The following is a 20,920-nucleotide window of genomic DNA, read 5'->3' as shown; positions in this document are numbered from 1 at the left end:
CTATACAGATAGGAAAAATCGTGTTAAAATCGGTTCAATTTTACGTTAATTACTGGAGTGTGAATGGATTTTGAATAAACAAGCCCAATTCCCCATAGTTCCCGCCGCGCGAATGCAGAGCCTCCCTAGGCAATTTTTCGCAAGTCTTGTACAGAAAGCAAATCGGCGGATTGCTGAAGGATATGATGTCATCAATCTTGGCCAAGGAAATCCCGATCGCCCTACCCCGGATCATATCGTGCGCAGGATGCAGGAAGCGGCCGCCAATCCGGCTTTTCACCGTTACCCGCCGTTTGACGGTTATTTGTTTCTGAAGGAAGCCGCCGCCCAGAGATTCCGCGAGGATTACGGGGTCGAGCTGGATCCGCAAACGGAGGTCGCGGTTCTCTTCGGAGGGAAAACCGGCCTGGTCGAAATCAGTCAATGCCTGCTTAATCCGGGGGATGTCTGCCTAGTCCCTGATCCGGGATACCCCGATTATTGGTCGGGGGTTGCACTGGCCGGAGGGGAAATGGTATTTATGCCGCTGCTGGAGCAAAATCGTTTCCTTCCGGATTATTCGGCTCTAGCGGAAGCCGACTTGAAGCGCGCCAAGCTGATGTTTATTAATTATCCCAACAATCCGACCGCCGTTTGCGCGCCACCGGCTTTCTATGAAGAAACGGTTCGCTTCGCCGAACGCCACGGGATTGTAGTCGCCAGCGATTTCGCTTACGGAGCCATCGGCTTTGACGGAGAGAAGCCGGTCAGCTTCCTGCAGACACCAGGGGCCAAGGAAGTCGGTGTCGAATTTTATACTTTATCGAAAACTTATAACATGGCCGGCTGGAGAGTGGCCTTCGCCGTCGGCAATCCGGAGGTCATCCGCCTTATTAACCTGATCCAGGACCATTATTACGTCAGCCTCTTCGGAGCCGTTCAGGCGGCTGCGGCCGAAGCGCTGACCGGTCCCCAGCAGTGCGTCGCCGAGCTGTCGGCAGTCTATGAGAGCCGCAGGAACGCTTTATTCTCGGCTCTAGAGCAAATCGGCTGGCAGGCCCAGCCTTCGCAAGGCTCCTTCTTCGCGTGGCTGCCGGTTCCCAAGGGGTACCGTTCAAGCGAATTCGCCGATAAACTGCTGTTGGAGGCCAATGTCGTAGTCGCCCCCGGCATCGGCTTCGGGCAGAGCGGAGAAGGTTACGTTCGCCTAGGGCTGCTGACTTCCGAGGAACGTCTCCAGGAAGCTGTAGAGCGAATCGGGAGGCTGAACATTTTCTAGGATGGATCTAGTCACAAACGTTCGGATCAGGTAACAGGCAAAGGGCTATTTCTTTACAAACGACAGGGTGAATGATATCCTTAGGAAATAAGGAAGCAGCATCCATTATGCAAGAATCGGCATCTGCAGAACCATTCGGAAACGCTTATGTACTATGACTGGAATGGACCGTTATACAATGCTGACACAACCTACTAACTGCCATACTTTCGTCCAGTGCGGACGAAAGTTTTTTCCTTACCACGTAGGAATTTTAGGAATCATTAATATCTTTACAGCGTTAATATGACGCAATTCAAAGATTCCTATTGGCATAATAAGCTACCTCTTATACCGGGTTATTCAATTTATTTCCGGGACTCCCCGCAATATACTTGGAATAAGAGCGAAGGTTTACGTCATTTTGTGGGGTATTTATCGGGCTCCGTTAGGAGCTTTTTTTAAAATATAAGAAAAATATAAGTTTAACATGCTTATTCAGTTCTTATATTTATCGAGAAATTGTACGTCCTTGGACAAGAACGGCGACAGCCGTTTCTTATTGTATGGGAATGTAAGGAATCATCCTCTTGTTATATCCTGAGTGCTCGACAGGACTTTTGCGGTGTCTTCTCACCGTCCCTCATAGATTCAAAAATCATTCCCCTCGGGAAATCCGAGACAGATTTACCTGTACCTCGTCAATCCCGAGCTGTCATTCGGCTATCCAATCTGTATCTGGTGCCGGGTAAATCATTAGCTATATAGAAAGAAGTGATTATATGCAATCACGCATTGTCGTCAAAATCGGGAGCAGCTCCCTTACTTCCGACGAAGGCGGCCTTAACCGCGATAAAGTCCATTTCTATGCAAATGAATTGTCAGCCCTGCGTCAGAATGGCTATCAGGTGCTTCTGGTTACATCCGGAGCGGTTGCCGCCGGCTTCACTACGATCGGTTACCGGAAACGCCCTCGTGTGCTCAAGGAAAAGCAAGCCGCCGCAGCGGTAGGACAGGCTCTGCTCATGCAGTGCTATCAAGAGGCCTTCGCCCACAATGATATCCCCGTCGCGCAGATTCTGCTCACCCGAGCCGACTTCTCCAACCGGCAAAGAATATTAAACGCGTTGATGACGGTCGAGGAGCTGCTGGCCAGAGGGGTAATTCCGGTCATTAACGAGAATGATACCGTCGCTGTCGAGGAACTTAAATTTGGCGATAACGACAACCTGTCCGCCCTGGTCGCCAATCTGGTGAAAGCAAGCAGCCTTTTAATCATCACCGATACGGACGGTCTGTATACCGATGATCCACGCAAGAATGCAGATGCCGTCAGAATTGACCGGGTAGAGCAAATCAGTGATGAGCTGTACCGGATCGCCGGCGGCAGCGGCTCCTCCGTCGGTACCGGAGGAATGCGCTCCAAAGTGGAAGCCGCCCGGATCGCGATGCGGGGAGGCGTACCCGTCTTTGTCGGCAAGGTGGCCGAACCCGGCGATTTGCTAGCCGCTGCTCAGAACAAAGGCAAGGGCACCTACTTTGACACCCATCTGCATACACTGCCTGCCAAGAAGCAGTGGGTCGGCTTTCACTCCTTCCCGCAGGGCAAGGTATATGTCGACCGGGGCGCCGAAGCTGCGCTGCTGGAGGGTGGCAAGAGTCTGCTGCCTGCCGGCATTCGCAAAATATCCGGTGATTTTCACCCCGGGGATGTCGTTGAAGTTATTAATCCGGATCAGCAGCTGATCGGCAGAGGGGTCGTAAACTATGCGGCCTGGCAGCTTCAGGCGGTAGCCGGACTGTCCACGGATGAAGTGAAAAAACGGGTGGAAGTGCCGAGAATTGAAGTGATTCACCGCGATGAATGGATGGCTGTTGACTGAATGTAGGATACTAGTGACTTTATTTTCAATAGATAATAAACGATGCATGGGAGGCAAATGCTATGAGCGAGATTAAACGACAAGCAGAGCTGGCGAAACGGACAGAGCCTGTGCTGGGAAGCCTGACAACGGAACAGAAGAACGAGGCGCTGCTGGCGATGGCAGATGCACTGGTCAAGAGATCGGAAGACATTATTTCCGCGAACAAGGAAGATCTGGAGCGCGGAGCCGCTAGCGGACTTAGCAGTTCCTTGCTCGACAGGCTCGCGCTCAATGAGCAAAGAATTCAGGCAATGGCCGAAGGACTTAGACAGATTGTTGAATTACCCGATCCGATTGGAGACGTTATGGAAGAATTCGAACGGCCTAACGGACTGCTGATCCGCAAGAAGCGGGTTCCTATCGGACTGGTAGGCATCATCTATGAAGCCCGGCCGAATGTAACGGTCGATGCCGCCGGCTTATGCCTGAAGTCCGGCAATGCCGTCTTGCTGCGCGGAGGCTCCAGTGCCCTGTCCTCCAACAGCAAAATTGTCGAGGTGCTGCACGAGGCGTTGGCTGCGACTTCGGTTCCTGCAGACGCTATACAGCTGGTCGCTAGCCCCGACCGTTCATCGGTCGACGAAATGCTTAAGCTGAACGGCTGGCTCGACGTGATCATTCCGCGGGGAGGCCGGTCGCTGATTCAGAACGTCGTTCAGAATGCTTCTGTTCCCGTCATCGAAACGGGTGCCGGAATCTGCCACACTTATCTGGATGAAACGGCCGATCCCGAGAAAGCACTGCGTATTACCATGAATGCGAAAATCCAGCGTCCTTCCGTCTGCAATGCTATGGAGACGATGATTGTACACCGCTCTTATGCCGAGAAGCATCTGGCCGATCTGGCCGATAAATTTATTACGGCGGGAGTGGAGCTGCGCGGCTGCGCGGCCGCGGTCGAGCTCGCCCCCGTGATCCATCCGGCTGCAGAGCAGGATTGGGCTACGGAATATAACGACTATATTCTTAATATAAAAATTGTCGGGTCGTTGGAGGAAGCTATTGACCATATTCGCCAATATGGAACGATGCATTCCGAATGTATTGTTACGGAAACGAAGGAGCACGCAGACCGCTTCTTGCAGGAAGTGGATGCCGCCGCCGTTTATGTGAATGCGTCGACGCGGTTTACCGATGGCTTTGAATTCGGCTTCGGCGCAGAGATCGGCATCAGCACACAGAAGCTGCATGCCCGTGGACCTATGGGCCTCCCTGCTCTGACTTCTACTAAATACTACATCTATGGAAACGGGCAAATTAGAGAATAAGCGCAAGCCCGTCACTCCAGTTCGTGTGCACGGAGGTTTTAAACCATGAATCAAACCCTTGCGGGCAAAACTATACTATTCATCGGAGCGGGAGCCATGGCCGAAGCTATCATCCGCGGTCTTGTTTCCCTTCCCGGCTCTAATCCAGAACGAATTATTGCGACAAACTCGAGCAACCGGGACCGACTGACCATCCTCTGCCAGAAGTACGGCATCCGTACCGGCAGCGGACCAGAGGCGGTTCGCAGATATACAGCGGAAGCGGATATCATCGTGCTTGCCATGAAGCCCAAGGACGCCGGGGCGGCACTGGAGGATCTGGCACCATTAGTGCATCCCGGGCAGCTCGTCATCTCCGTGATAGCCGGACTTTCCATCGATACGATGGAAAATCGGCTGGGCCGGCTAATTCCCATTGCCCGCTGCATGCCGAATACATCATGTACGATCGGTATGGGGGCGACGGGACTCTGCTTCTCCGCTAACGCCTCCGGAGTCTATCAGGAAATGGCCATAAATCTTTTCTCAGCTACCGGGGAAACCATCGTAGTCGAGGAGCCGCTGATCGACATTGTTACCGGCGTCTCAGGCAGCGGGCCGGCTTATATCTATACCTTCATGGAAGCTCTTATGGAAGCAGGGATCCAGGGAGGGTTGAATCAGGAACAAGCCCGGAAGCTGACGGTTCAGACCGTCCTGGGTGCCGCCTCAATGGTTAAAGCAACGGGAGAAGAACCGGCCTCCTTACGGCAGAAGGTTACCTCTCCTAACGGCACCACTCAAGCCGCACTGGAAGTATTGGATCAATATCATTTTCAAGAGGCTATCCGAAGCGCTGTCCGGCGGGCTTCGGATAGAGCCGGCGAGATCGGCCGCACGATATCCGAAGAAATGATGAAATATTGAACGAAAAGCAGGTGGAACGATGAACTCCTATTGTACGGCAACCTATCGCTGCTATGATGAAAATGCCGATTTCGGCAAGAAGGCTGCCGGCATTGCCGTCGGCCTGACTGTCGGAAGCTGGACGGATCTGCCCGAGGCGAAAAAAGCAAGCATGCAGCCCTATCTCGGCCAAGTGGTCGATGTCGCCGAAAGCCGTAATGAGCTTGGTGAACGTTACGCGGACATCCGGATAGCTTATCCGGACGTCAATTTCAGCCGGGACATTCCGGCTCTCCTTGTGACTGTATTCGGAAAGCTCTCTATGGACGGCCGCATCAAACTGATGGATTTGCATTTTTCCGACCCCTTCCTGAGTGCCTTTTCCGGTCCCAAATTCGGCATGGAAGGTGTGCGCTCCCTGCTGGGCGTCCATGATCGTCCTCTGCTGATGAGCATCTTCAAGTCCGTCATCGGCCACGATTTGCCTGCCTTGCGCGAGCAATTCTACAAACAAGCTCTCGGCGGTGTGGATTTGATTAAGGATGATGAAATTTTATTCGAGAATCCGCTCACCCCACTGGAGAAACGGGTCAAGGTATGTATGGAGGCGGCCAAGCAGGCAGAGGAAACGACCGGGCAGAAGCTGCTCTATGCCGTTAACCTGACGGGGCCGACATCCAAGCTCGCAGAGCAAGCCGTTAAGGCGGTTTCTCTTGGAGCTAATGCTCTCTTATTCAACGTGCTCTCCTATGGGTTCGATACGCTTCGCGAACTGAGCGCGCATCCAGACATTACCGTCCCGATCGCGGCACACCCTGCGTTGGCGGGCGCCTATTATCCATCACCCTATCACGGCATTTCCGCTTCCGTACTGCTCGGCAAGCTGATGCGGCTGGCCGGTGCGGATCTGGTGCTGTTCCCTTCGCCTTATGGTTCGGTCGTGATGCCCAAGGAAGAAAACATGGCTATTCGTCACGCTTTATTAACGGACCAGCCCCGGGACTATCTGCATTCGTCCGGAAATGACGGGGAACCGCACGCCGGAAGACTGACTCTAGCCAAGAGCTTCCCGGTGCCTTCAGCAGGTATTCACCCCGGGCTGGTTCCGTTGATCCTCCGCGATTTCGGACAAGAGGTCGTTGTTAATGCGGGCGGAGGCGTTCACGGCCATCCGATGGGAACCGAAGCGGGAGGCCGCGCATTCAGGCAAGCGATTCAGGCGGCGTTAAGCGGCGTACCCCTGAGAGACTATGCGTCTGAACATGAGGAGCTGCACGCGGCCATCGAGGCATGGGGGGTTAGAGAATGAAGCTTGATGCAAACAAGCAAAATATCATATTCTGCGATTTCGACGGGACCATTACCGTTACAGATAACATCATGGACATCATGAAGCATTTTCAGCCTTCCGGCTGGGAAGACATTCTTCGCCGGATCGTTGATAAAGAGATCCCCCTGCAGGAGGGAGTCGGAGCGATGTTCGCCCTCCTCCCCTCCTCGCGGAAAGATGAGATTATTCAATTTACCCGCCAATCGATCCGTATCCGGGAGGGCTTCCCGGAGCTTCTGGAGTATGTCAGGGAGAATGACTTCGATTTTCTGGTGACCAGCGGGGGAATTGATTTTTTCCTGCTCCCGACACTGGCCCCCTTCGAACTAAGACCGGAACAGATTTACTGTAACGGCAGTGATTTCTCCGGAGAACAAATTCGGATTACCTGGCCTCATCCGTGCGATGAGCAATGCGATAAGGGCTGCGGGATGTGCAAGACTACTATTATCCGCTCCTATTCACCGGAGAAGTATAACCGCATACTGATTGGCGACAGCCTGTCGGATTTTGAAGGTTCCAAGCAAGCTGATTTCGTCTTTGCCCGATCCCATCTTGCAGAGGAATGTGAGAAGCTTGGAATTGCCTATAGAAAATTTGAAACCTTCCATGACGTCATCAATGGATTGAATGCTTTAAGAGAGGGGAACTGAAATGGAACATAGCATGACGTTGGAACAGAAGCAGCGAGCGTTCTCTGAGCTGAGGGAGGTCAAGGAAACGTTCGCCGCACGAGGCTGGTTCCCCGCCACCAGCGGCAATTTGTCGGTACGGATAGGCGACATGAGCGAGGATCGCCAGACCTTCGCATTTGCTGTCACGGCAAGCGGCAAGGACAAGTCGGTCTCTTCCCCGGAAGATTTCCTGATCGTGGATCAGCATGGGCGTCCGCTGGAGACGACCGGGCTTAAGCCTTCGGCTGAAACTCTTATCCATTGCGAGATTTATCGGGCTACCGGATGCGGGGCGATTTTCCATGTTCATACGGTCTTTAACAACCTGGTTTCGGAACTGTACCGGGAGGAACAAGCCATTCCCGTAGAAGGAGTGGAGCTGATTAAAGCGTTCAATATATGGGAGGAGGACGCCGCGATCCGCATTCCTATCCTTCCTAATTATGCGGATATCCCCCGCATTGCCGAGCTGGTCAGCGAGGCGATTGTCCCCCGGGTTCCCGGCATTGTCCTGCGCAAGCACGGCATCTATGCCTGGGGAGCCAACGTTTTCGAAGCGAAGCGTCATTTGGAAGCCTTCGAGTTTCTCTTCGAATATGTTTATCGGTGGAAGCTGTTGAACAAGCAAGGATAAACGGCAATGGCCGTCCTTTGGACAGGCGTGTATACCGCGATGAAATATAGGAACAGGATTACGGTGAAACTTATTCTTTCTTATGTTCTGAGAAAAACACCTATCGGGAATTATTTCATTAATAAGCAACTGGATTTAAAGGATGTTTTACTTTGTACTGTATCTAAAAAACCTTCGAAGTCGGCCTTCGAAGGTTTTTTCTTGGTTTAACGGGCGCCACGAAAGCGCTGTGCATGCTCCTTCGCCTGCTCCGGGGTAAAAATCCGATTGCGGCTCCATTCCAGCAGAATCCGGTCAATGTAACGAAAATGAACCTTGCCCGCAAAAACTGCCTCCTTCAATGCGGCCAGGATAAGGTCTTTGTTGTATTTATCCTGATCCAGCCAGCCGGAGATCGTCTCCAGCTCCATCGGAGTCAATGGCCTGGCAAATTCATTCTCGAAAATAGTGAAGATGTCATTGCCTTCCTTGGAAACCGCAAGCCTCTTCTGGCGTTCTTCCTCCTTGTGGAAATCCGCCCAGGCCGCAGCCAGCTTGTGGTACATTCCGGATAAGTTATAACGCTCATATTGAATGCCTGATAAAGAATCGACCTCTTCATCGATCGTAATCCAGCCTTCTTTCAGAAGCTTCTGCAGTGCCTTGATGACTTGTTCCGGAGGGGCTGCCATTCGGGATTGTATTTCTTCAATCGTCGGAAAATCCTTCTTCTCTCTATCGATAAAAGACATCAGGTGAAGGAGCAGCATGGCCTCCGTTTCATTCAGGTTTAAGCCGGGATACAGTTTAAAAAACAAGTGAGGAACCTGCAGGGTTCCTTCCTGTAAAGCGGCAAGTACCCCCTCTTCCAGTCGCTTAAACTCCTTGTTGTTCACACCATCACCTCATTAAGGATACAAACGCTTGTCTCTATTGTACTATGTTTGCGCCCTAATAAAAAGAAGACGGCGTCCTTTAAGCAAAGTTTGCTGAAAGGACGCCGTCTTCCATAATAATTTAGGCTGTGCTCTTCTGCTTGAGTACGGCAAGCAGATTGCGGAATTGTTCTCCGGAGAGAACTTCTTCCTTGATAAGAATTTCTAAGGCTTGGACGAATACGGAACGGTAGGATTCCAATATTTCACGTGTTCTGGACGTTAACGAATCCAATATGGAGGCGTTCGCCTTCATTAATTCTTCTTTCGTCACCATTTCCCTATCCACGATACCCAGACTCGTCAACCCGGAGTCCATCATCATTTTGACGAGATTAAGAGCCTGTTCGAAATCGTTGCGAGAGCCTGTGCTCCGGTTCCCGTAGAACATCTCTTCCGCTACCGCGCCGCCGAGCGCGATCATAATCCGTTCTTCCAAATACTCTTTGGTATATAAGTATTGATCCTCTTGCGGATTATGCCGGACAAACCCGAGAGCTTGACCCCTGGGGCTCAAGGATACCTGGGATACCGTACCCGGCTTGACGACCTCCGCCACGATGGCATGCCCCAATTCATGATAGGCTACGCGCTCTCGCTCTTCGTTGCTCGTCTCCCGGTCGGTCTTCTCTCCCATCATTACCTTATCAATTGCCAGGGTCAAATGCTTCTGCTCAATCTTCTCCGAACCATCCCTCATCGCGTAGATGGCCGCTTCATTCATGACGCTTTCCAGCTGGGCTCCCGAGAAATTAAAGGATTCCTCAGCAATTTTCTCCAAATCGACGGTATCTGCAAGCGGCTTGTTCGCCGCATGAATGTTCAGAATATGAAGCCGCCCCTTCTTATCCGGAAGGTCAACCTCTATATGCCGGTCGAATCTTCCCGGACGCAGCAAGGCCGAATCGAGCATTTCTTTGCGGTTGGTCGCAGCGATAATAAGAATACGTGGAGATTCTTCCGTATGGATTCCATCCATCTCCGTCAGAAGCTGGTTAAGCGTCTGATCATACTCCCGATGCTGCCCGCCATCCCGCTTGCCGCCGATCACATCGATCTCATCGATAAAGATTACGGCGCTCTCCTTATTTTCCTTCTGCGCGAGCGTTTTGGCCTTCTTGAACATCTCGCGAATCCGGCTGGCTCCGACACCTACATACATTTCAACAAATTCGCTGCCGGAAGCACCGACGAATACGGAATTTGTGTAATGGGCGGCCGCCTTGGCCATCAAAGTTTTTCCCGTTCCGGGAGGACCGGTCAGCAGAATTCCTTTGAGAGGGCGAATTCCGAACTTCTTGATATCATCGTACTTTATTATAAACTCGAGGGCTTCCTTCAATTCATTCTTCGCGTTCTCCTGACCGCCAATTTCTTCGAAGGTTAGAGCGGACGGTTTTCGAATCTTCCCCGGCCTCTCTCCCTTGGCTTCGAGATTCATCTTCGGTTTGACGATATACAGCAAGGCAATAACGAGAACGGCCATCATGACAAGAGGAATAATATTCAGTCCGATAAAAGCGAGAAACAGCAGCACGACGGGAATGACGCCAATTAGGATTTCCTTACTGTATTTGCTCATTCGGCCACACTCCTAACTTAGCCGGAACTCTCGGCAAAATAATGTATTTGCTCTTCTCCCCATAGGTAAGTCGAACATATACATTATTATCGTCCATTTCGGTTACGGCTTGCAAGCCCGGAAGGGCGGCCGCCTTCTCTTCCAGTGTCACGGGAATCCGGGAATACTGGCGGGTATCCATCGCTTGAGCGATGTCAAACAAAACGATAGACCACCACTTGTCCAATTCCGGAGATGAATCATTCACTACTTGAATGTTTAATTGACGCTTGCCGATAATGTCCGCGCCTTCGGTCGCTACCTTCTGGTAGATTTCGCGCATATTGGCCTCGTTATTGAGCTTTACCTTTATATTAACCGATTGGTTGGATAATTCCATCTGAACTTCTTCCACGCCCTGGGCTTGAGAAACGAGTTCATTAAGCGGCGTCTCCATCGCATAACTGCGATACATAAACCATCCGCCAAACAATATCAAGCTGGAGCAAGCAACCGCAAGTAAGATTGGCAATATTCTCAGTTTCATCTACGCCCACCTTTCTAATCATTAAATCGTGATATATACGAGTATATCATATTATCTATAACGAATGTTAGAAAAAAGTGTGAAGGTAAGGATAACCATCCCAATCATTCCTTTATCAGGTAATTGCCTTTGAACCCACTTTTGCTTGTTGTCCCTTTGCCAGGCTCCATTTTTTTAACGATGCACTTAACGCGCCGCCATTCGATAGGTATCCAGATGGCTTCCATCCGAAAATCGGTAATAATCATAATAATACCGCTCGCCGGCCTCTTCCTTTTGTTTATAGAAGACTTCCCAAACGAATACATCCTGCATTTTTCCGGCGTTAATATGCACAATATCCATTTCCGGGTTTTTGGCCAGCATTTTCTCCCTTATCGTCTCCGAGCTGACACCTTCCCGCGCCAGTTTTACATCCACCCCGTCCTCATGGACCCAAGCAATCATTTCCTCGTCACGATCCGATTTCCCATAGACGACCATATAGGGCTTATCTCCGACAAATGGCCGCACGGCATCGACCTGCTCTATCCTCGTCTCCTGCAATACCGTCTTAACGGCCTGTTCCTTCTCCAGGCGCAAGTCAGCTCTGACCGCATCATAAAACCGAAAAGCAATGAAAACCAGCAGGGCCACCGCAGCGATACTGCCCCAAACGATTCGTTTCTTATAGTGCAACTTCGATCGGCCTCCCGGTATTTTTTATTCGAGGATTGCTCATTATCCAAGCAACGCGCTGAATCGTTGGCGGAACTCAGCTTTTATCTTTTCCTCATCCAGAGTCAGACATTGTCTGTCCCGCACAATTTGTTTGCCATTTACATAAACATCGGTTACATCATTCGCAGATGCGGAGTAAACGACATGAGATAAATAATTTGATTTAGGCAGCAAATGAGGCTGATCTGCATCCAAAGCGATGAAATCGGCCTTCATCCCCTGCTTCAAGCTTCCTACGTCCTCAAGCCATATCGATTGTGCGCCTTCTAACGTTCCCATTCTCAACGCCTGCTCTGCAGGAATGGAAACCGGATCTCCGGATACTCCCTTGTGGATTAACGCGGCCAGTCTCATCTCCTCGAACATATCCAAATTGTTATTGCTTGCCGCTCCGTCCGTCCCGAGCGACACCTTGATTCCGGCCTTAAGGAGATCAGGCACACGGGCTATACCGCTGGCCAGCTTCAGGTTGCTTCCGGGATTATGGGAAATCCGGACATCATGCTTCTGAAGCAATGCGATTTCCTCGTCGGTGAGGTGCACTCCATGGGCCACCAGACAAGGCCGCGAGAATACTCCGAGCTTGGCCAGATGCTCCGGCGGTCTGCTGCCATACTGCTTCACGTTCTGCTCGACTTCGGCGGCCGTTTCGGACATATGGGTATGAAGAGGAAGATTGAGCTCATGAGCGGCTTCCACTATTCTCTCGATGTAATCCGGAGGGCAGGTGTAGGCGGCATGAGGGGCCATCATCGTCGTAATCCGGCCATCGGCCTTGCCATGCCAATCGCGGGCAAATTGCTTCGCTTCAGCCAGCTTGGCATCCTGGACATCCGGCGGACATAATCCGATGACGCCGCGGGTCAAGCAGCCGCGCATGCCGGACTGCTCTACCGCCAGCGCGACCTCATTCATATGGTCGTACATGTCGACGAAGCAGGTGGTCCCGCCCTTCATCATCTCCAGTATGGCTAGCAGAGTGCCCCATTTGACGTCTTCGGACGTAAACTTGGCTTCATTCGGCCACATTTTTTCTTCCAGCCACACCTGAAGAGCCAAATCATCACCCACTCCTCTAAGCAGGGTCATAGCCGCATGTCCGTGGGTATTCACCAATCCCGGCATGTACAGCTTATGGCGACCGTTAATGATACGCGCATCCTTGCTTATGGAATCCTGCTTCTCAGGTCCGACATAATCTATCCGGTCACCTTTAATAACCATAACCCCTTCCACGTAAGGCTGAGCGGGGTCCATCGTTATAAAGCTTCCATTAATAATCACTGTATCCGTCAATGTATTCAACCCTTTCACGAAATATCATTCTTTTCCAATGTACCGCTTAGTAAGGTTAAAATCAAGAAAGACGGGTACATTTTAAAATAGCAGGACTTATTGCTTTAGCACCAATTTCAATGACAAAAAATGCCCGGCAAATAGCCTATATAACCGGTCCATTGCTTTTAGGCTGGAGAATGTGCTATTTTTAATTTTATGAAACGACATTAAACGGTTTAAGAATCTAAGGCCGATAGGTCCATGTTAGATTCAACAGAGGAAAGGGGTCTTATCACAATGTTTAGCGGCAAGAAGAAAGATACCGATTTTTTAGCACTATTGATTGAAGCGGCCGAGAATACTCTGGAAGCGGCCAAAGTCTTTCGGGAGGCCATGTCCGGCTCAAGCGCGTTAGCCCCTTATTTCGATAAGCTCAAAGAATTGGAGAACAAAGGGGATCAACTGACACATTCCATATTTAAAGGATTAAGCAAAGTATTCCTTACTCCGATTGACCGCGAGGATATTATGGAGCTGGCCATGTCTGTGGATGATGTAGTGGACGGTATCGAAGCGACCATCGCCCGTTTCGATTATTTAAATATTGATAAAACCGATGATTTCATGAAAGAATTCGCTGAAGTCATTGTATCGAGCTGTGAGCATATTCTGGAGGCCTTCAAGCTGCTTTCCAAGAAGAAATATTCTGAAATTACCGAGCATGCCGTACATATCAACAGTCTGGAGAATGAAGCCGACCGCTTAATGAGAGAAGGCATTCGCGCGATCTTCGTTTCTCCCAAGGACCCTTACCACGACTTTAAAATCAAAGAGCTGTATGAGCGTCTGGAGCAGACGACGGACTCCTGTGAAGATGTGGCAAACATTCTGGACAGCGTTGTACTGCGCTACGCTTAATCGGCTAAACCCCGCTTGAGGCGGTCTTTCATAATAATAAGGCTTGTACGGCTCGAGACCGGACAAGCCTTTATTATGTTACAGTGAACCGGCTCCGGTGAACCGGCAATTTTCAATGTGCGGCGCCTTGATCACGCCTCTTCCTCTTTGTTCAGATAGTAAGCCAGGCTCTGCAGATCCGTTGTAAAATCTGCATGATGAACCCTTATATGGGGCGGAACTTTAATAATGACCGGGGCAAAATTTAATATAGCCTCGATCCCGGCCTCGACAAACCGATCGGCTACATTCTGAGCCTCCGAAGCGGGAACCGTAATAATCCCGATCCTTATTTGCAGCTCCCGGATCGTATCGGTCAGCTCCGACATCGGAAGCACGGTTAAATTGTTCATGTTCTGCCCGATCTTGGACTTCTCCGCATCAAACACAGCGACAATCTTCATGTTATCCTGCAAATAAGCATTATAATTACACAAAGCTCTGCCTAAGTTACCCGCTCCGACCAGCGCCACTTGAATTCTTTGGTCCAGCTTCAAAATTTGTCGAATCTTCTCTATGAGATACTTAACGTCGTAGCCGATTCCCTTCTTGCCGAACTCGCCGAAATAAGCCAAATCTTTGCGGATTTGGGCCGGATTGAGATCCAGCTTGCTTCCTAAATCCTGAGAGGAAACGGTAGTTACGTTCATCCGGTTTAATTCGTTCAGGAAGCGCAAATAAATGGGGAGCCGCCTAACGACGGCTTCGGATATTTTCATCGATTTCAAGCGTGTTCCTCCTCCATCCATTGTTTAATCCGCGGAACCATCTGCCCGGTCGGCATGTGCTCGATTTTGGGCCCGGGCAAGGAGTAAAGAAAGTATTTGCCGTACTGGGTATCGATGACCCTGGTATCATATAAGATAACAATTCCTTTATCGCTGGCCCTGCGAACAAGACGGCCGAAGCCCTGCTTGAAGCGGATGACCGCCTGAGGCACAGACAGCTTCATGAAAGGATTGAGATTACTTTTCTTCAGCTGTTCGCTCTTGGCTTCCGTTACAGGATGGTTGGGAGGCTGGAAAGGAAGACGAACGATCGCCAGGCAGGTCAAAGCTTCTCCCGGAATATCGACCCCTTCCCAGAAGCTGCTCGTCCCCAGCAATACGGCGGATTCGCTCTCCTGGAACAAGCGTGTCAGCTTGCTGCGGTTAAAGCTGTCTATCCCCTGCCCCAGCACCTGAATACCTGCCGAGGCAAGCCTTTCCTTCAATTCCGGATAAGCATTCTTGAGCATACGGTACGAAGTGAAGAGAACCAGCATGCGGCCCCTTGTTTCTACAGCTACCTCATGAAGCGATTCTACCAGCTTGTGTACGAAATAATCTTCTCCGTCTCTTCCTTTAATCCCGGGAAAATCCCGAGGGATGCAAACCAGCGCCTGCTTGCGGTAATTGAACGGAGAAGGAAGCAAAACGGTGTTCAGCTTATCCGACCTTCCCAGCCCCAACTGATCGCGGCTGTAATCAAAGGTCTTGTCGACGGAAAGAGTGGCGGATGTCAGAATAACGCTGTCTTTTTCATCGAACAGGGATTGCTGCAAAATTTTGCTTACGTCAGTGGGCACGCTGAACAGATGAAGCGACCTCATCTTGAATTGAGGGCTTGCTTCGAGCCAATATACATAATCCGGATCGCTTCTCTTCATGAAGAAGCGCAGAGCATCTCTCTGGCGGTTTAGTTCTTTCACGGAACCGGCAAGGTCGGTCAAGCTGCCTTTAAGATCATGTTCCTCCTGCCAATCCTTCAACTCTTGCGCGAGACGGTCCAGCTTGCGGCTGATCTCGCCCAGGCCGATATAGATGTTATCCTCGATGGTCAGCAGTTTATCCCACTGCTTCGGCATTTGATCGTCCTTAATCCTAAATACAAGCTGGCCGGTTTCTCCCGACTCGCCCATCTTACCGTTCACTAGCTCGTAAAGCAGCTCGGCCAAATGATCCCAATGCTCTTTAACCTCGACCAGTTTAGGGTAGATTCCCTCAATGAGAGCGTCCCATTCCGCAGAATGCTCCGGAAGCTCCCCGCCCAATCCTTGTAACCGTATGCGCAAGGACGGAAGCTGTCCGTTCTTACTGTCTCTAAACAATCGGGTAAGAGTATTCACGAAGGACATGTATTTCAGTTCGATTCCCATATGCTTGCTGGCGACCTCTTCCAGATGATGCGCTTCATCGATAACCAGATGTTTGTAGGAAGGAAGCAGGCGATGATCCGCCTTGATATCGGTGAACAGCAAGGAATGGTTAGTAATGACCACATCCGCTTTATTGGCGTCATTCCTGGCCCGGTGATAGAAGCATTTTTTAAACCATGGGCAAGCCCGGTTTAAACAGGAGTCCGCATCGCTCTCAACCGTCCGCCAAAATTCGGCGCCTCTGCCCGTAAGATGAAGCTCCTCTTCATCCCCTCTTTCGCTTTCACTGAGCCAGACGATCATTTGTGCCGCGGTGAGACGTTCCTCTTTAGCAAAATTAAAGTCCTGTAGTTGGATCTTATTCTCAAACTTTCGCAAACAAAGGTAATGACTCCGCCCTTTAAGCACTGCCGCTTGAAAAGGAACCGGAAAAATTTCCTGCAGTACCGGAATGTCCCTTGTTCGCAACTGTTCCTGTAAATTGATTGTATGAGTGCTAATAAGTACCTTCTTGTCCTCACGGATTCCATGATATAAGGAAGGGATCAGATAGCCTAACGATTTGCCTGTGCCTGTACCCGCCTCGATCATCAGATGCCGGTCCGTATCGAAGGAGGAGGCCACCTCCTTAAGCATCCGGCTCTGGGCCTCCCTCTCCTCGTAAAAGTCGAACTTCTCCTTCATTCTTTGCTTCAGCCCGTCGTAGAACTCGTCGAAGGATACCTGCAGGGCTGCCCGATCCTCTTCTGAACGGACAGGCTCATCGTCTCCCCAATCATCCACATTCATGGCAAATTGTCTGTAATATTTGTAGGAATCTTCGTCCAGGCTCACAGAAGCTTCCTTGCGCTCCAGCATTTCCTGCAAAAACCAGGCCAGATCGTTATTGGAATAATCATTCTCGAACAGCGCGGTGATTCTCTGAAGGACAAGCAGCGGCAGACGGTTGAGCTTCTGCAGGCATTTTAACCAAATCAGAGCGGTCGCCTCCGCGTCCGAATCCGCTTGATGAGGACGGGCATGCTCAACCTCCAACTCGTGACAGACGTTGCCAAGCTGAAGACTGGACAGCGACGGGAACAGAATCGTCAGCATATCCATCGTATCCAGAACAGGCCCTGAGAAGGGCATGTACCCGCAAGCATCCAGTGCCCGCTGCAAAAAGGCAAAGTCAAATCCCGCGTTATGGGCTACCAATGCGGTGTCATAAAGCAAAGGCTGCATCTCCATCATTACCTCTTCCAGAGACGGGGCACCCTGAACCGCGGCGTCGTCAATTCCGGTCAAAGAAGTAATGAACGGAGGTATCGACTGATTCGGTTTGACCAGACTTGAATAACGCTTAACGATATTATCTTCATCTATCAGTACGAGGCCAACCTGAATAATTTCGTCCGTTGTCTGGCCCCCGGTCGTTTCAAAATCCAATACGGCATATTTCATGTAAACCGTTCATCCCTTCGTTAAACAACTGCTCTTTAAGCATACCAGACTACAAAAAAAACGTCTATCGATGCAACGAACGGATGAACGATGCAGCTTTCTTCACCAGCGTAATTCCGAACCGTAAGCAAGGGAAAGCTCTATGCATTCCGGGTCTTCCTCGAAGGCCATGCGGAAATATTCCATCGCTTTTTCCAAATTGTTATGTTCATAATGAACGCAGCCCATTCCTGTATACGAAATGGCCTTTAATTTCCGATTTTCCGTCAATGCAAGCAATATTTTGAACTCGCGGTAGGCTTCCGCCAAATCCCCTAGGTGAAAATGGCAAAGTGCCAGATAAAATCGCCCCAACACAAAATCCGGCTGCTTGCGCACCATTTCGTCCAGCTTGGGCGCAGCTACTTCAAACATAGATAATTTATAATACCCTTGGGCTTCTTCGAAACCGGATTGGTTGGATGGATCTACCGGGAATCCCTCTTCTTTAGCCGCTTTGCCCTTAATTTTTGCTTTAACCGGTATTTTCCCTTGATTCGCCAGCGGAAGCAGTCTTCCCAGCTTCTCCTCGAAGCGGAGCCATTCCTCTATACAGGAATCACTCATCGCCTTTAACGCAAGGAGCTGCTCATCCAGTAATTGCTTGCGCGCGCCCGACGCTGTAGAATATTCGGACATAATTTCCGTAAGAACTTCATGCATGGTTGCAAACAAAGGCTTAAACATATCGATCCCACCCTGCAAGCGGAGTCCACGAACCTTCAGTAAGTTATCCGTGTAAATTCATTGTGTGTCAAGGGGGAGGGTTTCATTCAACCGTTCCATTAGTTACATCTCTGGATATTAGAACACATTTTTGTTAAAAGGTTTTATAAGCCAATAACTTTACTTTCCATCGCTTCAGGTAACAAATATGACTCCAACCGAGCCGCATATAATGAAAAGAAGGGCGCAACCTTTCCGTTGGCCCTTCAGCATATTTATATCAATGATTGCCGTATTCAAACTACCGTTGAATGGGGTTCATGCTTCATCATGGAAATAACTTTATTATTTTCACCCAGTATAGCAACGGTAGGCACGAACGTTCTGGCTTCTTCCTCCGTCATCATAGCATAAGAAATAATAATGACATTGTCTCCCGGCTGCACAAGACGGGCGGCCGCGCCATTCAGACAAATCACTCCGGAGCCTCTGGGGCCAGGAATAATATAGGTCTCCAGCCTGGCTCCATTATTGTTATTGACAATCTGCACCTTCTCGTTAGGCAGCATATCGACCAGCTCCATCAGATCTTCGTCTATCGTAATGCTGCCGACGTAATTCAAATTGGCTTCCGTCACTGTCGCCCGGTGCAGCTTCGATTTCATCATCGTCCTAAACACGGTTTGCTTCCTCCTTTGTGTCCTGATCGCCTAACGAATACAGCCGATTATCGATCAGCCGGGTTTGCCCAAACCTTACCGCCAACGCGATTAGTAACTGACCGTCATTCACCGCAGCGGTTACCGGTTCTTCGTCCTCCAGCGGCAGGAATGATGGATACGAAACGATTTCCACATAATCGATTTCCGCCAAAGGAGCGGTGGCTATTCTCGATATTATATTCTGGCGAAGCTCCCGCGATCGGATGCCCGGCTGCCGGACCCATTCTTCCGCTTCGTTAAGAGATAGCTGCAGGACCAGCGCCTGGGTCCTCTCCTCGGCAGATAAATAAACATTGCGCGAGCTCAAAGCCAGACCGTCCTCTTCTCTAAGGGTCGGACAAGGAATGATTTCCACATTCATGTTCAAATCGCGGACCATCTGCTGAATGACGGCAACCTGCTGGACGTCTTTCATACCGAAATATGCACGGTCCGGCTGAACGATATTAAACAATTTGGTTACTACCGTGGCTACCCCGTCGAAATGGCCGGGCCTGGAAGCTCCACACAATCCTTCCGTAATTCCGGAAACCGAGACGGTCGTCAAGATCTTCTGCGGATACATCTCCGTAACGTCCGGCATGAAGATGAAATCGACCCCTTCCTGTTCGGCAATAGCCGAATCCCGCTCCGGATCCCGCGGATACCGTTCGAAGTCTTCATTCGGACCGAACTGCAGAGGATTGACAAAAATGCTCAGAACGACCGTCCCGCATTCTTCTCTGGCCCGTTTCAACAGACTCGCATGGCCTTTATGCAAATATCCGAGGGTAGGTACAAAGCCTATACGGCTTTCCTTCTCATCCTTCCCTGCCTGCCTCCGGCGCTCGGCCACCTTGCTCCGCATCTCTTCAATCGTTTTGATTATCATCATTGTGTGACACTCTCCTATCGGTGCTGTCCAGAGTTCTTATTATTCTTTACCACCGTACAAGAAAGTCAACACATCGTCAGCGCCTTGAAAAGCGTGGCTTGAGTCAGGATACTTCCGTTCCTTGACTTCCTGCACGTATTGGGAAATACCGCTGCGGATCTGATCGCCAATATTGGCATACGCTTTAACGAATTTCTTCGGGATAATCGGTGAACCGTATTGCAGCACGTCATGGAATACGAGCACTTGACCGTCACACGAGGCGCCCGAACCTATTCCAATCGTTGGAATGGATAATTCCTTCGTGATAAGCTCCGTGAGCTCTTCCGTGACCAGCTCCAGGACGATGGCGAATGCCCCGGCTTGCTCCAAAGCTTTGGCATCCTGCAGCAGCTTGGCCGCTTGGCGGGAAGTTTTGCCCTGCACTTTATACCCGCCAATCTGGTACAACGATTGCGGGGTTAAGCCCAGATGGCCCATAACGGGCACTCCGGCTTTGACACAAGCTTCCACAGTGGCGGCTATTTCCTCTCCGCCTTCCATCTTGACCGCCTTACCCATTCCTTCCTGCATAATGCGGGCCACGTTCTTCATCGTCTCATCCAGGCTGCCATGGTAAGTCATAAAGGGCATGTCGGTCACGACAAAAGGGACCTGGACCGCACGGGTAACGGCTCTTGTATGGTAAATCATATCATCGAGAGTGACCGGCAGCGTCGATTCGTAACCGAGAACTACGTTGCCAAGTGAATCCCCCACAAGAATGGCGTCAATCCCCGCTTCTTCCGCCAATTTGGCAGACGGATAATCGTAGGCCGTAATCATCGTGATCGGCGTTCCATCTTTCTTCATCTTTTTCATTCTCGAGGTGGTGACCGGTTTTCTCGTTTCCAACTATCCTCAACTCCTTGCCCTAAATTTGGGATACTAATTCCGCTACTGACCCATTCAGTTCCTGTGCAGCCGCCAGAATCCGTTATTCAGCACTTCTCCCGGATAGTATAGCCGACTTCAGCTGCTTACATCTTCTTTAATCCCTGTTCCGTCCAACATCCTTTTAACAAAAAATGCAAAAAACCCTTCTTAGCCGAACTAAAAGGGTTCATAAA

The 20,920-nt window shown here is 50.4% G+C and carries 19 protein-coding genes; 8 read left to right on the top strand and 11 right to left on the bottom strand.

Annotation, left to right across the window (positions count from 1 at the left end; translation table 11 throughout):
• The first annotated feature begins 112 nt into the window (after positions 1 to 112).
• The 7 genes from ACFQ03_RS01550 to mtnB all read left to right on the top strand — a co-directional run bounded on the left by ACFQ03_RS01550 (position 113) and on the right by mtnB (position 7,953).
• Positions 113 to 1,258 carry a pyridoxal phosphate-dependent aminotransferase gene (locus ACFQ03_RS01550; RefSeq protein WP_379285658.1) on the top strand — a complete coding sequence of 382 codons (1,146 nt, stop codon included), beginning with the start codon at positions 113 to 115 and terminating at the stop codon, positions 1,256 to 1,258.
• A gap of 761 nt (positions 1,259 to 2,019) precedes the next feature.
• Complete coding sequence (gene proB, locus ACFQ03_RS01545) at positions 2,020 to 3,120, top strand: glutamate 5-kinase (RefSeq protein WP_150959831.1); 1,101 nt, start codon at positions 2,020 to 2,022, stop codon at positions 3,118 to 3,120.
• A 62-nt stretch (positions 3,121 to 3,182) separates the two neighbouring features.
• Positions 3,183 to 4,430 carry a glutamate-5-semialdehyde dehydrogenase gene (locus ACFQ03_RS01540; protein WP_379285618.1) on the top strand — a complete coding sequence of 416 codons (1,248 nt, stop codon included), beginning with the start codon at positions 3,183 to 3,185 and terminating at the stop codon, positions 4,428 to 4,430.
• Positions 4,431 to 4,475: 45 nt separating this feature from the next.
• Positions 4,476 to 5,336 (top strand): pyrroline-5-carboxylate reductase, encoded by an 861-nt coding sequence (gene proC, locus ACFQ03_RS01535; RefSeq protein ID WP_144933274.1) that lies wholly within the window; start codon positions 4,476 to 4,478, stop codon positions 5,334 to 5,336.
• 19 nt (positions 5,337 to 5,355) lie between these two features.
• On the top strand, positions 5,356 to 6,624 hold the full coding sequence (locus tag ACFQ03_RS01530; RefSeq protein WP_144933275.1) for a 2,3-diketo-5-methylthiopentyl-1-phosphate enolase: 1,269 nt from the start codon (positions 5,356 to 5,358) through the stop codon (positions 6,622 to 6,624).
• A complete protein-coding gene (locus tag ACFQ03_RS01525; protein ID WP_144933276.1) occupies positions 6,621 to 7,298 on the top strand; it encodes a 2-hydroxy-3-keto-5-methylthiopentenyl-1-phosphate phosphatase in 678 nt (225 codons plus the stop codon). Before ACFQ03_RS01530 ends, ACFQ03_RS01525 begins: the two co-directional genes overlap by 4 nt.
• Before the next feature lies 1 nt (position 7,299).
• Positions 7,300 to 7,953 carry a methylthioribulose 1-phosphate dehydratase gene (gene mtnB, locus ACFQ03_RS01520; RefSeq protein WP_144933277.1) on the top strand — a complete coding sequence of 218 codons (654 nt, stop codon included), beginning with the start codon at positions 7,300 to 7,302 and terminating at the stop codon, positions 7,951 to 7,953.
• Positions 7,954 to 8,159: 206 nt separating this feature from the next.
• Here the strand turns inward: mtnB and ACFQ03_RS01515 are convergent, their stop codons facing one another.
• From ACFQ03_RS01515 to ACFQ03_RS01495, 5 genes are all read right to left on the bottom strand, one after another.
• Complete coding sequence (locus ACFQ03_RS01515) at positions 8,160 to 8,828, bottom strand: DnaD domain protein (RefSeq protein ID WP_144933278.1); 669 nt, start codon at positions 8,826 to 8,828, stop codon at positions 8,160 to 8,162.
• Between the two features lie 121 nt (positions 8,829 to 8,949).
• Positions 8,950 to 10,449 (bottom strand): AAA family ATPase, encoded by a 1,500-nt coding sequence (locus ACFQ03_RS01510; protein WP_144933279.1) that lies wholly within the window; start codon positions 10,447 to 10,449, stop codon positions 8,950 to 8,952.
• Positions 10,433 to 10,975 carry a hypothetical protein gene (locus ACFQ03_RS01505; protein ID WP_144933280.1) on the bottom strand — a complete coding sequence of 181 codons (543 nt, stop codon included), beginning with the start codon at positions 10,973 to 10,975 and terminating at the stop codon, positions 10,433 to 10,435. The genes ACFQ03_RS01510 and ACFQ03_RS01505 overlap by 17 nt, the downstream gene beginning before the upstream one ends.
• A 186-nt stretch (positions 10,976 to 11,161) precedes the next feature.
• Positions 11,162 to 11,653 (bottom strand): cell wall elongation regulator TseB-like domain-containing protein, encoded by a 492-nt coding sequence (locus tag ACFQ03_RS01500; RefSeq protein ID WP_150959828.1) that lies wholly within the window; start codon positions 11,651 to 11,653, stop codon positions 11,162 to 11,164.
• Positions 11,654 to 11,695: 42 nt separating this feature from the next.
• Positions 11,696 to 12,991, bottom strand: coding sequence for an amidohydrolase (locus tag ACFQ03_RS01495; RefSeq protein ID WP_150959846.1), 1,296 nt, complete (start codon positions 12,989 to 12,991; stop codon positions 11,696 to 11,698).
• 279 nt (positions 12,992 to 13,270) lie between these two features.
• On the opposite strand from ACFQ03_RS01495, the gene ACFQ03_RS01490 reads away from it, so the two are divergent.
• Positions 13,271 to 13,891: a DUF47 domain-containing protein gene (locus tag ACFQ03_RS01490; RefSeq protein ID WP_144933282.1), complete on the top strand. Its 621-nt coding sequence runs from the start codon at positions 13,271 to 13,273 to the stop codon at positions 13,889 to 13,891.
• 131 nt (positions 13,892 to 14,022) lie between these two features.
• On the opposite strand, the gene ACFQ03_RS01485 is transcribed toward ACFQ03_RS01490, so the two are convergent.
• The 6 genes from ACFQ03_RS01485 to panB form a co-directional block, all read right to left on the bottom strand.
• The gene (locus ACFQ03_RS01485; protein WP_144933283.1) at positions 14,023 to 14,658 is read right to left on the bottom strand and encodes a redox-sensing transcriptional repressor Rex; all 636 of its coding nucleotides are present in this window, start codon (positions 14,656 to 14,658) and stop codon (positions 14,023 to 14,025) included.
• Positions 14,655 to 17,510: an ATP-dependent DNA helicase DinG gene (gene dinG / locus ACFQ03_RS01480; RefSeq protein ID WP_144933284.1), complete on the bottom strand. Its 2,856-nt coding sequence runs from the start codon at positions 17,508 to 17,510 to the stop codon at positions 14,655 to 14,657. Before dinG ends, ACFQ03_RS01485 begins: the two co-directional genes overlap by 4 nt.
• 102 nt (positions 17,511 to 17,612) lie before the next feature.
• Complete coding sequence (locus ACFQ03_RS01475; RefSeq protein ID WP_144933285.1) at positions 17,613 to 18,236, bottom strand: tetratricopeptide repeat protein; 624 nt, start codon at positions 18,234 to 18,236, stop codon at positions 17,613 to 17,615.
• 275 nt (positions 18,237 to 18,511) lie between these two features.
• On the bottom strand, positions 18,512 to 18,895 hold the full coding sequence (gene panD, locus ACFQ03_RS01470; protein WP_144933286.1) for an aspartate 1-decarboxylase: 384 nt from the start codon (positions 18,893 to 18,895) through the stop codon (positions 18,512 to 18,514).
• Positions 18,888 to 19,811 carry a pantoate--beta-alanine ligase gene (panC, locus tag ACFQ03_RS01465; RefSeq protein ID WP_144933287.1) on the bottom strand — a complete coding sequence of 308 codons (924 nt, stop codon included), beginning with the start codon at positions 19,809 to 19,811 and terminating at the stop codon, positions 18,888 to 18,890. The genes panD and panC overlap by 8 nt, the downstream gene beginning before the upstream one ends.
• Before the next feature lie 39 nt (positions 19,812 to 19,850).
• A complete protein-coding gene (panB, locus tag ACFQ03_RS01460; RefSeq protein ID WP_379285611.1) occupies positions 19,851 to 20,705 on the bottom strand; it encodes a 3-methyl-2-oxobutanoate hydroxymethyltransferase in 855 nt (284 codons plus the stop codon).
• Positions 20,706 to 20,920: the final 215 nt, after the last annotated feature.

Origin of the sequence: Paenibacillus residui (assembly GCF_042677205.1) — a bacterium.
Taxonomy (GTDB): domain Bacteria; phylum Bacillota; class Bacilli; order Paenibacillales; family NBRC-103111; genus Paenibacillus_L; species Paenibacillus_L residui.
The sequence above is the reverse complement of the archived record's forward strand: the minus strand, read 5'-3'. Positions and strand labels throughout refer to the sequence as shown.